This is a genomic window from Chitinophaga sp. S165 (genome assembly GCF_003182155.1).
Lineage (GTDB): Bacteria > Bacteroidota > Bacteroidia > Chitinophagales > Chitinophagaceae > Chitinophaga.
In genome coordinates this window covers 55361-70252 of sequence record NZ_QGTG01000011.1, presented here as the reverse complement: position 1 = coordinate 70252, position 14892 = coordinate 55361, and the positions used below count along the sequence as shown (strand labels likewise).

The window sequence follows — 14892 nt, the reverse complement described above, 5'->3', positions numbered from 1 at the left end:
CGTTAAGTGGATATTCTTTTTTTGCCGCAATTGCTTTTTTCAGATCTATTGAGAGTGTAACAAATTTCCTTTCCTGATTAGTAGAATCAAGTAAATTACCTGTCCTGGGCTCGATAATCCAGCCTGTACCTCCCCATTCAAAATAATTATCTCCGTGTCCGGATCGGTTGGAACTTAAGCAATATGCTCCTGATACAATTGCTGAAGTTCTTCCACAAAGTAGCCACTGTTCAATAGATGACTTTCCTGTAGCTCTTGGGCATAATAATATATCTACATTCTCCTTTCCGTAGTGACGGGATTTTTAAATGAGGTTCCTCTGGAAATAGTGCTTTTGTATGTATTCTCTGATGTCCTTTCCCTTTTTGGAATATATAGGCTGTATTATAGAATTTTCTGCCTGCAAGTTCAGGAGCAGAATAAATAACATATTTTACTTCAAGTTTTTCTACTTCCTTTATCCAAAGCTGATGTTCCTGCACACTTCTCTTCTGTATTTTCTCTGATACCTGCTTATTGTTGACAAACCAAGTATAAAAAGGCATTTCAGGTAAAAGTAACAGATCAGTTTTATTATTTGCGAGGTAGCCCCGAAGCTGTTGCCAATCTTTTGCAAATTGATTTCTATCATTACTAAGTTCACATACTGTAACTTTTATTTTCAATTCTTTTTATTTTGCTGAATTTTTAAAGTGTCCGAAATTCAATGACAATAAGACAAAGCTTTGAGTAAACTTTGTCCTATTGGGCGCTGTAATATAACCGAAGTTAAATTCAATCGCAATCAGGCAGTAATTCCACCGTCTATTTTAAAACTGCTTCCTGTGATATATCCTGCTTCGTCTCCTGCCAGGAAGTTAACCAGTCCCGCTATTTCCTCAGGGAGCCCAAAGCGTTTCAGTGGTATAGAATTCATAAGGTGCTGGCGAATAGCCTTATCAGCGTTGATCAGCATATCTGTCTCGGTAGCTCCCGGTTCCACACTGTTCACCGTTATTTTTCTCGGGGCAAGATCCCATGCCAGACCTCTGGTATAAGCCGAAACCGCAGCTTTAGTCGCAATGTAATCTGACATACCCGCTCCCCCAATTCTGATCCCTCCAACGGAAGCAATATTTATAATGCGGCCTCCATCGGGCATATACTTTTGTGCTGTCCTTACTGCTTCTGCAACTGAACGAATGTTTACATCTATTTGGGCATTATATGCTTCGGTTCGTTCATTAGCCGTTTCAATGGGACCGTTCACAGATACTGCCGCATTATTTACTAATATATCAATCTTTTCAAATGTAGCTGTTGCCTCTTCAATTGCATTCGCTACAGCACCTTTAATTGCTCCGTCGGCTTTTATAGCTAACGCTTTTCCCCCCGCCTGAACAATTTCAGATACAATTTTCCGGGCGCTGTCATTTGAGTTTACATACGTGAAAGCTACCATTGCACCTTCTTTCGCCAGGCGTTCTACAATTGCTTTCCCCATTCCACGGGTTCCTCCGGTAACGAAGGCTACTTTTCCTTTTAATGTTGACATTTTAATTAATTTTTTATGCTGTATTTTATAGTTTATTTCAGATAATTATGTAAGACAAATGAGGTTGTTATGTCGACAACCTATTGTTTTTAAATCAGGCAGGATTGACAATAATTTTACCAGCGGTATGATTTTTTTCGATTTCCATGTGAGCCAAAGCCATTTCTTCGAGTTTAAATGTTTTCGAGATATGAGGCTTAAGTTCTCCATCCTTTAGTAGACCGGCAATGGCCATCATATCTTTTCCACTTGATACAACAGCATTATAAAAGGCATGTATATCAAGTTCTTTAGCTTGTTTTTCCCACTTACTTCCTTCAATGTGGGACCATAGGCTCAACAATGTGCCCCCCTTTTTTACAATGCGAAGAGTTTTCTCTATATGTTCATCCCGCAGTCCCTCAATAACATAATCTACCGGTTCTATTACATCCAAAAAGCTGGTCTTTTGGTAGTCAACGAATTCATTTGCACCAAGACTCATTACCAACTCTTTTTTTGATCCAGATGCCAAAGCAATAACATAAGCACCAAAATGCCTGGCAAACTGTATTGCAAAATGCCCTACTCCACCACCTGCTGCGGTCACCAGAACACGGTCGCCGGGCTTTATCGGTTTTCTACTCAACGGCTGCCAGGTAGTTAATGCAGCCATTCCTGCAGCTGCGGCTTCATTATGAGAAACATTTTCTGGTTTTAGTACAATGTCAGCTTTATTAGCTACTACATATTCTGCATATGCTTTGGCATGGCCAGGGGTGGTATGTGTTGGAAAGTTCAGCAGTCCGAATACTGCGTCACCAATATAAAAGTCGGTAACCTGATCTCCTAAAGCTACTATGACACCGGAAACATCCCAACCTAATATTTTTGGATCTTCATTGTTAAAAATATAGTTCAATGCAGGATTTTGTCTGGCGTAAATATCTGTAGGATTTATGCTAATAGCATTAACTTTGATCAGTACTTCATTTTCCCCCGGTTCAGGAACAGGCAGTTCTATCATCGATAGCTGGTCTACACCCCCTTGTCCTTTTAATATGATTGCTTTCATTGTTATTGTTATATCTTCTATATAAGCTTCTTGTACAAAGTTATCATCAAATTGGTATAACTTTGTAACCAGTATCATAGCTGATACCTAACCTGACAACACGTTAAATCAGAATATCAGTTTGCTGGTATAACTTTCTAACTTCACTAATAAGTAATTCATCAGAGAATATGCAAGACCATGTTAAAATTCACATAGACGAAGCAGACGTGAAGGCCTTACAGGATACCATCTATGTGATCGGAGGTAAATGGAAATTACCCATTATTCATTCAATATGTAACGGGAACAAGCGTTTCACGGATATTGAACAAAGTATTCCATTCATTACAAAACGAATGTTATCTCTAAATTTAAAAGAGTTAGAGGCAAACAAACTAATCACACGTAAGGTTGATGTAGATGCATCTACCAATATTGAGTATGAATTCACAGAATATGCAAAGGAATATGGAACGTTAATCACGTACATGATCGAATGGGGTAAAAAGCATAAAAGAGTAATTGTTGAAAACAGTTAGATCAGGTTTCCATATATCCCAGGTACCAGGGTAAGGATATGCTGCAGAAAATTGTAATCAGATGAAAACATTGGTAGTCGTTATACATCCGGATATTAAAAGTTCGGCGGTTAATAAAAGATGGATTGAAGCACTCAATAAGTATCCTGAGAAATATGCAGTTCATCAGCTTTATGAAGTTTATCCTGATGAAAGAATTGACGTCCAGGCTGAACAGCAACTGATTGAACAATATGACAAAATTGTATTTCAGTTTCCTTTTTACTGGTTCAATTGTCCGCCGTTATTCAAGAAATGGTTAGATGAGGTGCTTACTTATGGCTGGGCATATGGAAGCAAAAGCGATTATAAAGTTTCGGGGAAGAAAGTCGCGCTGGCTATATCTGCAGGCATTGATGAGCATGAATACAGGCCATCGGAACGGTACAAGTATACCCTGGAAGATCTGACGCGCCCCTTCGAACTTAGTTTTGAATATGTCAAGGCGGATTACCGGCCCCTGTTTGCGTATTATGGGATTGAACTGAACACTTCAGCCGACTGGATTGAAAAGAGCGTGCCGCAATATCTGGATTTCCTGGATACTTTATAAGACCTGGCATGATTGGTTTGGTATCATCTTTGAATGATGAGAAACAATTAGCATAACGGTAAATAGCGTTACCAAGCTGATGTTTCGTGAACCCTTAAAATTATTAGTATGGCAACTTTCATTAAATCATCAACAGAGCAGACATCCGGAAGAATTGTTAACCTTGATCTGGTAACACATATTAATGCCGGAAACGGCGAGACCGGCGATTTTCAGATACGCTTTTACTTTACCAAAGAGCATTACGAAATCTGGTCATACGAAGATATAGCAACCCGGGACCGGGAATATGAAAGTGTGCTTTCCAGGGAGGTGAAGACATTAAGCGGCGGGCTTGACATATAGAAGCTGTGACGATAATTTCAGAAGGCGTACGCTTCCACGTACGCCTTCTGAAATTATACCGCTATCTTCAGCGTCAGGTCTTTATCACTCGCCATGCTTTTTTCTAAAGCTTACCAACTTTACGAAAGTGACAAAATTATTTAGCTGTAAGGTCTAGCCTCTCTAATTGCGTATGCTACTCTTAACCTGGGAGCCTGATCGCTTCCAGCATACTATCTATCGGCGCCTTTTCTTCAACTGTATCTTTCAACTGTTCCAACAGGCTTACAAAACGCTCTCCACAATTCTGCAAGGCCCCGATTAAATCCTGGGCATCATAGGTAACAGTATTTATGCCCTTTCCCGCAACTGATATATGTTCTCCCTGTTTTGAAAAATCAATCTGTCCGAAATAACTATGAAAGTGATATGCCGCATGATCCTGATGTTGCAGATCACGACTAACGGAAAAGCACAGGTTTCTGATCAAGGCAGGAAGCTCGTCTTCGATCTCATTGGTAAGTATACCGTTGTCAAAAATCCTTAAAACGCCTTCTAATGCTACAGCACCATCAAACAGTTGAGCAGGCAGCGGGGTCGTGTCATCCCAGGTTTCGCCACCGGCGAGGTAAATATGAAATGTTATATTGATCATCGTTATGGTAATAATAGTTTTTTAAAGGCACGCATTTCATCTCTGGTAAAATCAATAATACCTTTAGAGGCGTCAGGTACCGGGAAGAACTGTCCTACCGCATTGGCGTTATTAGCACCGATCTGTACGCGTGTACCGTCGGACAAAGTAACAATTAACGGTGGATTTGAAAAGGGTATTATTCTTGTTGGCGGCGTAGTCGCATCCAGGATCGCTAAAGCTTCTTCTACTTTTACGGCTACATCGGTACCGCGAGGCCAGAGCGTATTGGATGCCTTGATAGGATTGTTTTCGATAACGCCTGCAAAATCAAAGAATTCGTAAGTATGCCTTGCCTGGAAATGCCGGAGGTTAAGTGCACTATATCCGTGCAGTGCAGCAGGTGTGCCACCCGGAGCGGTAGCCAGTCCGAAGTGACCTAGTGCATTTGTCAGTTCGGTAAATTTATTTGCGCTACCACCGGCAATGATCAGCAGATCTTCTGCCCGTGCTACATCTCCGAACGCATGTGCCTTTTGTAAAATGTTCAGTAAAGGGGCCCCTTGTCCGTGGCCACCAGCCAATGCGAAATAGTCTTTCAGTGTCGGGATATCAGGCACAAGGTTCAGCAGGCTACGGAGTTGCGTAACATCATCTGTCAGTGCCAGCAAGTCTTTCAGGTCTGCTACGGTCATGCCGGCACGGGCCAGCAATTCCTGTAAGATCTCCGGTGTGATACCCGGTCGTGCCAACAGGTTCCTGAGATCAGTGAGGGTCATGCCCGGTCTGGTCAGCAGGTCTGTCAACAGATCGGTTGTCATGCCGGTGCGGCGGAGCAGTGCTCTCAATTCTGCGATCGTCATACCATCAACGGCCAACAGATCTGCAAGTTTGCTCATTGTCATTCCGTTGGCAGACAGCAACTCTCTCAGACTGCTGACGGTCATGCCTGGCCTTCCTAACATAGCAAGCAAGGAATCGGCAGTGGCGCCGGGTTTACTCAACAGCTCTTTTAATATTGCAACGGTCATGGTTTTGACACTCAGCAATTGCCGGAGTTTGGTCATGCTCATCTCTGCCAGTAAACTTCTCAGGTCGGGTACCGTCATGCCGGGATGACGGAGTACTTCAAGCAAGGTGTCGACCGTAACAGCGGGTCGACCGAGCAATTCTTTCAGTATGTTAACGGTCATGTGTTCCGAACCAAGCAGTGCTCTCAGTTTATCGAGCGTCATACCGGGGGTACGAGCCAATGTTCTGAGGTCGGGCAAGGTCATTCCGGCAAAGCGCATAAATTCTACGATATCATCTGCAGTTACGCCGGGCACACGGAGAAGGTCCAGCAAGACATCTACACCGCCTGCACCTCTTGCCAATGCCATCAGGCTGGAGACCTTATTGACATCTTTGATCATAGTGAGCAGATCGAGTGTTTTCTGTATGTCCCCTATTTCTGTTAAGAGCTCCAATACTTTGGCGGTTTCACCGAAACGAAGCAGGTTCCTTACGAACCGGAGTTTCTGGAGTAACCCCACTCCTTCCGTCAACCTTGCTATCTGTGAAAATACCTGTACGAAACGAAGCGCTTCTGCAATACTGAAAGCCATCAAGGCAGCTTCCACAATGGCCTTACCCAGGTACTTCCCTCTTTCATATGCGGTAAGTCCCGGTCTGAACATCATATACAGGAAGTAGGACATCGATATAAAGCCCATGGCTATACCGAGACCTATCAATACGGGAATGACCACTTCCGGGAAAACAATTGCCAGTATAATAACGATGATGATACCGGCAACAGCAAGCAGCGCTCCTATATTACCTTCAAAAGCCTGTCCTACGAGGTTGGCAATGCCGGAAAAGAGATCGCCGAACCATTCAAGGATACCGGCGCCTATTCCCTTTATAAATTCCCAGCCTGCTGACAGGTATTCTTTTACGTCATCAAGGATACTGCGTTGTATTTTGGGTGATTTAGCTTCTGTAACGGCTTCCTGTTTTGCGGAAGTAGCACCACCCTGTTGCACAACATGTGTAAGTTCATGCGCCAGTAAATGTTTACCTTCCTGACTGCCTGTGTCGTACTGACCTTCATTAAAATAGATATCGCTGCCATGAGTGAAGGCTTTTGCATTCAGATCTTTATTCATCTGCACTGCGTCACTATCTGTATGGATCTTTACAGCGCTGAAGTCAGCGCCAAAAGCACTATCCATGTCACCTTTGACTGATTCCGGCAATGGCGTACCACCATTTTTTGAATTGTTGATGCGGCTCTCAACTGCTGAAGATGCAGCATCATTATCTTCCGGATGGTCGCTACCTCCTGCAGCCATGGTTTGCAGTTGCAGTTTTTCCTTCTTGTCTGGCAAGGTGTCTTCTTCCTTCATCTGTAACAACGGCTCTTTCACCGCCGGTGTAAAAAAAGGCGTATTATCAGATTCAGCCTGTGTATGCTGACCGTTTTCTTTAGAAAAGAAAGGCGCTGAATTACTTGTTTGAGGAGGTCGGGTTTGGGTTCGGGATGGATTCCGAGAAACAAATTTCATGGTAAATTGAGCATTATCGATTTTTCATGCCTGAGTATCAGGCCGGATGTTGGGGTTTGGGGTTATTGTTTACTACTGTGGTTTCGCCAAAGATAATGATTCTTTGAATACGAAATACGGGAAGATCATTTAAGAGGTTTCTGTAGTTTTATCGGATAAATTATTTGATGTCTGTGACCGGCCATTCACTAAAATGCCGATACCGGCCATGACGATCAATTTTATTAACGAGCGCACATGTACAGAACAGCGAGAAGACGGAAAATACGTAAGGCAATCATAACGACACTTGTAGCTGGACCTGTCATTATTTTTGTAATTGCCGGCATCTGTAAGGAATTTTCCCTGCGAAACAATCATCAGATAACTACAGGTCTTATAACTGCCTATAAATATTCGGACTATGGAGAACGCAAGCTAAGTTTCCATTTCAATTACGAGGTTGATAGAAAAAAATATGAAAGCGTCTCTGGTCGCACAGGTGTACATATAGCCTTTGTAGATTCTTTTATAGGCAAACGGTTTCCTTTGCATATAGGAAAAGTGAGCCATCATTTTGCAGCATACTTATCACGAGGCGGGACTTTGATCAATTCTGGATGAACTTTCCCGACAGCTTAAAGTGGGTACGCAAGTATGAGCTGAATTAATACCGATGGTTAGCCGAATGTTAGTATACCATTTTACCTATTGTGTTGTATTTTTGCATCATGATAAGTCCAATTGAGATTACAACACCTGTTCAGCAACTTATTGACCGTATAGGGTCAGCGTATGAGCATGAAATTATACCTGTGCAGCCGGTGCCCGGGGCCAAGATCGGAAAATCCTACAGCAACGTAAGGGATAAAGTTGCTAAAGATGGAGGGAATCTTGTTTACGGCTGGGCCATATGGCTGGGAGATTTTATCTGTGAGGGCGAGCATTATGCTGTATGGGAAGACAATAACGGGAATCTGATTGACATCACACCACCACGTGTTGCTTTAGATAAAATAATGTTTATCCCTGACGACAGATACACATCTGAAGATAAACAGGTGCGTAACATCAGGGTGAATATTACCAGTAATCCTTTAGTTGAACATGCTATCATGATCTCGGAAATGAAAGAGTACCTGTTGAAATATGGTACCGAAGTTGAGGGCGATAACATTAATTTCAATACCTACACGGGGAACATGTATAATCATTACGATACCTTATCCAATAACGTAATGCTCTTTCTGACCGAAGGCGGGAAGTTCGGTTCTCCATGTTACTGTAAGAGCTCAAAGCCTTATAGTCAGTGTCATGGTAAGAATCTTGCAGCTGCGATAGCGGTAGATAAGAAAAATGCTGCAAAAGTCAACGAGTAATATTATTTGACAGATACTATTCAAATATGAGTAAACAGTGAAGCCTGCAACGTTTGCAGGCTTCACTGTTTATATCTGGCGTCCATTCACTTACAAGCTGATATTCTTTATTATCACGTTAGCCAATCTTTAGCAATTACAGCAACGCGAAAAACACTTATATTCGTCAGGACATTTTTTAACCCTTACGTAAATAACCACTAGCTATGAAAAAGTTGTTTCCCATTTCACTGCTGCTATGCCTTTTATTCTCCTTGTCCAGCTTCGCTCCTCTCCATCCAAATGTTCCTGTGATCAAAAAGAGCGTGCGTACGTATTCTTTTCCGATCACCGGTACCACTTTCGGTACACCGGGAGCGGGTCAACCAGCTGGTACCATTGCTTATTCGATAAGCGGCAGCGGAACGAGCCCGTATGCTATTACATTCAGTACGCTGAGCGGGACTTCGTTAGGGACTTATCCGTTTAGTTTAAGCTCTCCCGGAAATTATCTTGCGGGCGGGCTGGCGATGAAAGCTCAGACATCCATTGCGGGTGTCTATTTCCATATCAGCACGGCTTGTTCTTCCGGTTATTGCCTGGAGTTCATCGGCGGCGTTCTTTAACTATTGCGTTCTATTGTGAACTATCATCAGGCATCTCTGTCTAAAGGCGGAGATGCCTATATTCAGACCATTTTATAAGAACACCAATTTATCTTTAACTGTAGCGTTACGATTTGATTATCCCGTTTAAGAGCACACCCATATAATTCAACCTGAACTATTTTTCATAACCCTAATCTCCAAATTACCACGATGAAACACATGTTAAAAACCCTTTTATGCATTTTCACATGCACACTCCTTCTCATTTCCTGTACGAAAGAAAGTAAACCCGATATTGAGCAACAAGCCGGCATTCCAACGGAAATCCTTTCCCGGATTAAAAGCGAGGGACTGAGCACCTACGACATTAAGAAGTTAAAAGATGGCTATGTTGTAGAGGGAGACATCTTCCTGCCGGACGAATGGTTTAAACAAAAGGGGGATGTTAAAAAACTACGGATCGCAGAAGCGGAACAGTACAAGACATACAACTTAATTGCTGTTAATGGCAACAGGCAGATCACCGTTTCCGTTGAGGGCCTTCCTCCATTGTTTGTACAGGCTGTAGACGAAGCTATAGCCCGGTATAATGCGCTGGCTATGAACCTCACATTCAGCCGTGTTGGCGCCAATGGCGAAATAAGGATCATTAACGAATGGCTGGATGGTTGGCTGGGTATAGCCGGATTCCCAACAGCTGATGGAAATCCGTTTAATCTTATCAGAATAAGTGTAGATGCCATCGGCAATTTCGCCCCTCAGGGATATATAGCCGCTATTGTCGCCCATGAAATGGGGCATTGTATAGGGCTGCGTCACACAGACTACTTCAACAGGAATACCAGTTGCAATCCGGTATCCCAACCCAATGAAGGAGAAAACGCTGAAGGCGCTATTAACATTCCGGGTACACCTACAGCTGCAGATCTGAACAGCTTCATGCTGGCTTGCTTTGTCCAAAACGTCGACCGTCCTTTTACCGCAAATGACATCGTTGCACTCCGCTACCTCTATGGCGGCGTACAGCCAATACCTAACGGGGTTTACAGCATCACTGCGATGCATAGCGGCAAGGTACTCGATGTTTATGATGCTTCTCTGAGCCAGGGTGCAGCTGTGATCCAGTATCCATGGATCGGCGATAATAACCAGCGCTGGCAGTTTACATTCCTGGGTAACGGCTACTATCGGATAGATGCGCTGCATAGCGGACTGTCAATGTCGTATTTCCGGATCAGCCCTTTCTTATCTCCACAGGTAATGCAGCTCAACTGGTCAGGTAGTACCGTACAACAATGGAAAGTGACGAGCGTACAACCAGGTCAGTTTGCGATAGAATGCCGGGCTAACGGCCTGGTATTGGATGTATATGATGCATCCACTGATGATGGGGTTAAGGTCATCACATTCCCCTGGAACGGAGATGGCAACCAGCGATGGGTATTTAACGCACAGTAGCAGGTTCCTTGACTAAGGGCTTAAAATCATCTTTCATGAGCCAACAGGTTGACAAAAAACGCGGTTCAGGCCGCGCTTTTTGCATGCAGGGAATTGAAGTGTTAGTTCCGGGAGCAGGTTGGGTTCCTGTGACATTCAAGGGATGTGGTGGGATCATGCAGCCGGGATACCTGCCGTGCAGGGGGCGTAGACATGGCGTATACATGGAGCGTCACCGGAGGAGAGGCGGACTTGATCAGGACCGGGGTCCCGGCGTTATAATTACTGTAAAACAGGAAAAGAAGATGTATTTGGATGGGGCCGGGCAATGGCAGGGCGGCTACAGGACTATGCTGTAGCTATAAGGCGGGGATCCAGTATCTGAAGAAATGTATGGGGTATGTTCAAAGGACCGTTACTCATCAAAATATCGCTTTCCGGCAAGGATGACTTATTCCCGTTGGGTCATGGGCTGATAAGTATACATATTTAGACAGTTTAAGGCGATTTCCGGCCCTGATATGACCTGCTGAAGGTAAGTATGCTTTTTAGAGACTTTCGGGATTTGCGGCTCCTGTACGGCGATAATATCGGCTGCCAGGTATTGCCTGTTACCGGAGGGGCCATCCTGCTGCATGCCTCTCACCTGCAAGGTTATGATAAGTGTTCCCTTACCGGTTATATCCAGGGGGATTTTAGTTCCCTGGAAAGGCTTACCGGGGTCTATCGTCAATGTAAAGGTATCCGTACCGGTAACATACCCGGTGCCGAAGTCGATACACGCTGCGATCACTTTTACTTCCAGGCTGGTGATGTTTTTGTGTAGCACGATGGTTTGCGGGGGAATGTACAGGGTACCGTCCCTGAAAAGCCTGGGGGCTACCGTAAAGAAACGATCTGTTCCTGCGTACTGATTGAACCGGAAGCCTTTCATTGCTGCATTATTGCCAGCGGCCGCGATAAGCATTTTGTTCAGGCGATTGATATGACCGCTGTCACAATGGATATCCAGGTCATCGTAAAAGGTGTTGCGGATCAGCGCTCCCTTCCTGCTGGCCACGCCAAAGCGTCTTGCTGCCCGGCGGGTAGCTGCGGTTTGCCTTACAACTTCGGGCATGCTGCGGAGGAAGTATTTACCATTACGCTGATAACCGATCAGGTTACCAAGCTTCCCGGTAAAGGGGATAAGCGAATTTTGTTTTGCCATCTGCGATTATTTTGAGTTACATAAAGTTAACATAATTCAATGGGTATCAATGGATAAATAGTCAGATATTATCCACAGACAATGAGGATTGATGTGGAAAAAAACATGCCTGATCCCATAAAAAAAGGAGGCCAGAAGCCTCCTTTTTTATCAGTTTCTAATTTCATATAGGCTCAACCCGAGGTCGCGCCTGTTTTCCTTAAGAATTGTTTCCATGCTTCCTGGCATTCTGTTGCCTCACCCGGCTAAGTGTTTCCCTGGACAAACCCAGGAAAGAAGCCACCATGTGCAAGGGCACACGATCGAATATTGCAGGATACGTTTTTATGAAGTTCTCATATTTCTCTTCTGCCGTTTCACTGATATTACTAAGGATCCTGCTTTGGTGCGCTTCGTAGTTTCTGGCGGCCAGCTTGTCGACCATTCGCTTAAAATCAGGGACCGTTTCCATCAACAGATCGTAATTCTTCTTATCGATCATCAACAACTCACTATCTTCCAGTGCATCGATGTTATATTTAGAAGGAAGACCGGAGTGAAAACTTTCGTAGTCACTCATCCACCAGTTTTCAACGCCAAACCTCATGATATGCTCCTGACCATCTTTACTAACCAGATACAGGCGCAGGCATCCTTTAACAATGAAGCTGATGTAGTTGCTCACATTTCCCTCCTGCAACAAATACTGTCGCTTGCGCAGTCTCTTAGGTACTGTCAGGTCACCTATCAGTTTCAGCTCGTCATTGGTCAGGCCGCCTTTTTCGACAAGGTAGGCAGCTAAAGAATCAAACATTTTTGAACAACTTTTGCCAAAGTTATCCAAAAATACGGCTATATCAACCGGCTTGCTTGTGAAGGTGCTTTGCTTTACAGATGTTCTATTTCATCAGGCTGATATTTGTCAGACCGCCGTCCGCCAGAATTTCACTGCCTAGTATGAAGGATGAATCATCCGATGCCAGGAATGCTGCTGCTTTTCCGATGTCGGCCGGGCTGCCTTGTCGTCCTGCAGGTGTCAGATCTTTCCATATCTGCTTTACCTGCTCAACCTGTTCCTTTGGTACCACTTTAGCAAATACCGGAGTATCAACCGAACCTGGAGATAGTGCATTTACCCTGATCTTTCTTTCCAGCAGATCGAGGGACAGGCCTTTAGCTAATGATACTACAGCTGCTTTGGCCGCACTGTATACCGTCATACCCGGAGCTGCACGATGCGCGGCGCTAGAAGCGATCAATATCACAGAGGCTCCATTGTTCATATATGGAAGCGCTTTCTGCACTGTAAAGTAAGTGCTCTTGAGATTCAGGTCCATGTACTGGTCAAAATTCTTTTCTGTCACGTCGGTAATGCCGGCAAATGGCACACCATCTACGATGCCACCGGCATTCACCACCAGGGTATCAATTTTTCCAAACTGGTCAAATGTTTTCTTAAATACCTGTTCCAGATCATCAAGACTGGTTACATCTCCTTTGATGCCAATGAAGCCAGCACCTAATTCTTTGACAGAACTGTCGATCGTTGCCTGATTCCTGCCTGTTATACTACCTACTGCGCCTTCGCTTTTAAGCGCTTCTGCAATGCCGAACCCTATGCCGCTGTTACCACCGGTAACTACTGCTACTTTGCCTTTTAGTTTCATGTCTGTAAGTTTTACTAAGGCAAAGTTGCGTCAATCAGGGGCCTGGATACAAGGATATATGACACAAAATACCTGTGACAAATGTCACGGGTAGGCCAACAAGCAATCACGCTATTTATTGCTGAAAGTATGCGACTGCTATATTATCTTTAATGACTATGAAAAATCTGAAGAGAACTTTTTGCATTGCATTGTTCGCTGGCGGCATGACATCCGTAAGCATGGCGCAGCAGCTACCCGTATTCCTTGCTGATCCGACGGTATTTAAGGACAAGGGGAAGTATTACTTATATGGAACGGGGAGTAACCAGGGATTTCCTGTCCTGGAATCTGAAGACCTTGAAACCTGGAAGCCTGCAACAAAAAGCGCCGGCGGGTTAGCACTGACTAAGGGTGAGTCTTTTGGTACCAGTGGTTTTTGGGCGCCGCAGATCATTTCGTATAAAGGCGCTTATTACATGGCATATACCGCGAACGAGCAAATAGCGATTGCCAAAGCGCCTGATCCTGCGGGACCGTTCAGGCAGGAGAAGCCCGTTGCACTCAGCGGTAGCGGCAAACAGATCGATCCGTTCCTGTTTTTTGATAAAGGTGGAAAAGTGTATCTCTATCATGTCAAGTTGCAACAAGGCAACCGGATCTTTGTAACGGAAATGAAACCTGACCTGTCGGATGTAATTACAGGAACAGAAAAGGAATGCATTGCAGGTATGGAACCGTGGGAAAATACTGCCAATTCGGACTGGCCTGTAACGGAAGGGCCTACAGTGTTAAAGCACAAGAACACTTATTACCTGATCTATTCTGCGAATGATTTCCGCAATAAGGATTATGCGGTGGGATATGCTACAGCTTCTTCCCCACTCGGCCCCTGGGAGAAATATGAGAGCAATCCTATCATCAGCCGGAAAAACATCGGATATAATGGAACAGGTCATGGTGATGTATTCACTGATAAAAAAGGCGGCATGCACTATGTCATGCATACTCATCGCTCGGAAGAGCAGGTTTCACCGCGTATGACGGGCATACTAAAACTGGCGTTCAAACCAATGAAAGGAGGGCCGGACGTGCTGGTAGCAGATACGGCCTCGTTCAGGCTGTTGCAGACAAAGTAGTTAATGCCCGACCGACAACTTATCAAGATTCTTCCATCCTGCATCTCCGGAGATAAGAACGATATCTCCTGTGAGTATGCCTTGCCGGACAAGTTCTACTACAGCTGCCAGTAATCCGCCGGTTTGAGGGCCGCAAAAGATACCGGCCTCTTTCAGGTCTTTTGTTCCAAGCGCAGCAGCATCCTTGCTAGTTTTGACGACATGATCAAAGATCCTGTCGTCAAATCCTTTCCGGATAAAGGGTGTGATGTAATCGCCGTCATCAAATGCTCCCATGCCCGGAATTACTGTTCCGGATGCAGCTGTAGGAAACACTTTCATATGCGGGTTA

At 44.3% G+C, this 14892-nt stretch carries 18 protein-coding genes; 9 read left to right on the top strand and 9 right to left on the bottom strand.

Going from position 1 to position 14892, the window contains the following annotated elements; translation table 11 throughout:
- Positions 1–230: 230 nt before the first annotated feature.
- The 3 genes from C7475_RS28920 to C7475_RS28910 form a co-directional block, all read right to left on the bottom strand.
- A complete protein-coding gene (locus C7475_RS28920) occupies positions 231–665 on the bottom strand; it encodes a hypothetical protein (RefSeq protein ID WP_110056921.1) in 435 nt (144 codons plus the stop codon).
- 119 nt (positions 666–784) lie between these two features.
- Complete coding sequence (locus C7475_RS28915; protein WP_110056920.1) at positions 785–1534, bottom strand: SDR family NAD(P)-dependent oxidoreductase; 750 nt, start codon at positions 1532–1534, stop codon at positions 785–787.
- A gap of 94 nt (positions 1535–1628) precedes the next feature.
- Positions 1629–2666 carry an NADP-dependent oxidoreductase gene (locus C7475_RS28910; protein WP_233259999.1) on the bottom strand — a complete coding sequence of 346 codons (1038 nt, stop codon included), beginning with the start codon at positions 2664–2666 and terminating at the stop codon, positions 1629–1631.
- Positions 2667–2758: 92 nt separating this feature from the next.
- On the opposite strand from C7475_RS28910, the gene C7475_RS28905 reads away from it, so the two are divergent.
- From C7475_RS28905 to C7475_RS28895, 3 genes are all read left to right on the top strand, one after another.
- A complete protein-coding gene (locus tag C7475_RS28905; protein WP_110056919.1) occupies positions 2759–3109 on the top strand; it encodes a helix-turn-helix domain-containing protein in 351 nt (116 codons plus the stop codon).
- 61 nt (positions 3110–3170) lie between these two features.
- Complete coding sequence (locus C7475_RS28900) at positions 3171–3701, top strand: NAD(P)H-dependent oxidoreductase (RefSeq protein ID WP_110056918.1); 531 nt, start codon at positions 3171–3173, stop codon at positions 3699–3701.
- A gap of 108 nt (positions 3702–3809) precedes the next feature.
- Positions 3810–4046, top strand: a complete 237-nt coding sequence (locus tag C7475_RS28895; protein ID WP_110056917.1) for a hypothetical protein — start codon at positions 3810–3812, stop codon at positions 4044–4046.
- Between the two features lie 181 nt (positions 4047–4227).
- On the opposite strand, the gene C7475_RS28890 is transcribed toward C7475_RS28895, so the two are convergent.
- Together C7475_RS28890 and C7475_RS28885 are read right to left on the bottom strand one after the other, a co-directional pair.
- Positions 4228–4680: a hypothetical protein gene (locus tag C7475_RS28890; RefSeq protein ID WP_110056916.1), complete on the bottom strand. Its 453-nt coding sequence runs from the start codon at positions 4678–4680 to the stop codon at positions 4228–4230.
- Between the two features lie 2 nt (positions 4681–4682).
- Positions 4683–7208 carry a DUF4157 domain-containing protein gene (locus C7475_RS28885; protein ID WP_110056915.1) on the bottom strand — a complete coding sequence of 842 codons (2526 nt, stop codon included), beginning with the start codon at positions 7206–7208 and terminating at the stop codon, positions 4683–4685.
- Positions 7209–7445: 237 nt separating this feature from the next.
- Here C7475_RS28885 and C7475_RS33360 point away from each other — a divergent pair, with 237 nt between their 5' ends.
- The 5 genes from C7475_RS33360 (at position 7446) to C7475_RS28860 (ending at position 10949) form a co-directional block, all read left to right on the top strand.
- Entirely contained in the window at positions 7446–7811 is a 366-nt protein-coding gene (locus C7475_RS33360; RefSeq protein WP_110056914.1) for a hypothetical protein, read from the top strand.
- Positions 7812–7918: 107 nt separating this feature from the next.
- Entirely contained in the window at positions 7919–8566 is a 648-nt protein-coding gene (locus tag C7475_RS28875) for an SEC-C domain-containing protein (protein WP_110056913.1), read from the top strand.
- A gap of 206 nt (positions 8567–8772) precedes the next feature.
- Positions 8773–9171, top strand: a complete 399-nt coding sequence (locus C7475_RS28870) for a hypothetical protein (RefSeq protein ID WP_110056912.1) — start codon at positions 8773–8775, stop codon at positions 9169–9171.
- Between the two features lie 192 nt (positions 9172–9363).
- Positions 9364–10611 (top strand): M57 family metalloprotease, encoded by a 1248-nt coding sequence (locus C7475_RS28865; RefSeq protein WP_110056911.1) that lies wholly within the window; start codon positions 9364–9366, stop codon positions 10609–10611.
- A 35-nt stretch (positions 10612–10646) separates the two neighbouring features.
- On the top strand, positions 10647–10949 hold the full coding sequence (locus C7475_RS28860) for a hypothetical protein (protein WP_110056910.1): 303 nt from the start codon (positions 10647–10649) through the stop codon (positions 10947–10949).
- 92 nt (positions 10950–11041) lie between these two features.
- Here the strand turns inward: C7475_RS28860 and C7475_RS28855 are convergent, their stop codons facing one another.
- From C7475_RS28855 to C7475_RS28845, 3 genes are all read right to left on the bottom strand, one after another.
- Positions 11042–11797, bottom strand: coding sequence for a hypothetical protein (locus C7475_RS28855; protein WP_110056909.1), 756 nt, complete (start codon positions 11795–11797; stop codon positions 11042–11044).
- Positions 11798–11996: 199 nt separating this feature from the next.
- Complete coding sequence (locus tag C7475_RS28850; RefSeq protein ID WP_110056908.1) at positions 11997–12590, bottom strand: Crp/Fnr family transcriptional regulator; 594 nt, start codon at positions 12588–12590, stop codon at positions 11997–11999.
- An 85-nt stretch (positions 12591–12675) separates the two neighbouring features.
- Positions 12676–13443 (bottom strand): SDR family NAD(P)-dependent oxidoreductase, encoded by a 768-nt coding sequence (locus C7475_RS28845; RefSeq protein WP_110056907.1) that lies wholly within the window; start codon positions 13441–13443, stop codon positions 12676–12678.
- Between the two features lie 158 nt (positions 13444–13601).
- Between C7475_RS28845 and C7475_RS28840 the strand changes: the two genes are divergently transcribed.
- Positions 13602–14561 (top strand): glycoside hydrolase family 43 protein, encoded by a 960-nt coding sequence (locus C7475_RS28840; RefSeq protein WP_110056906.1) that lies wholly within the window; start codon positions 13602–13604, stop codon positions 14559–14561.
- Here the strand turns inward: C7475_RS28840 and C7475_RS28835 are convergent, their stop codons facing one another.
- Complete coding sequence (locus C7475_RS28835; RefSeq protein WP_110056905.1) at positions 14562–14882, bottom strand: hypothetical protein; 321 nt, start codon at positions 14880–14882, stop codon at positions 14562–14564.
- Positions 14883–14892 lie beyond the last annotated feature (10 nt).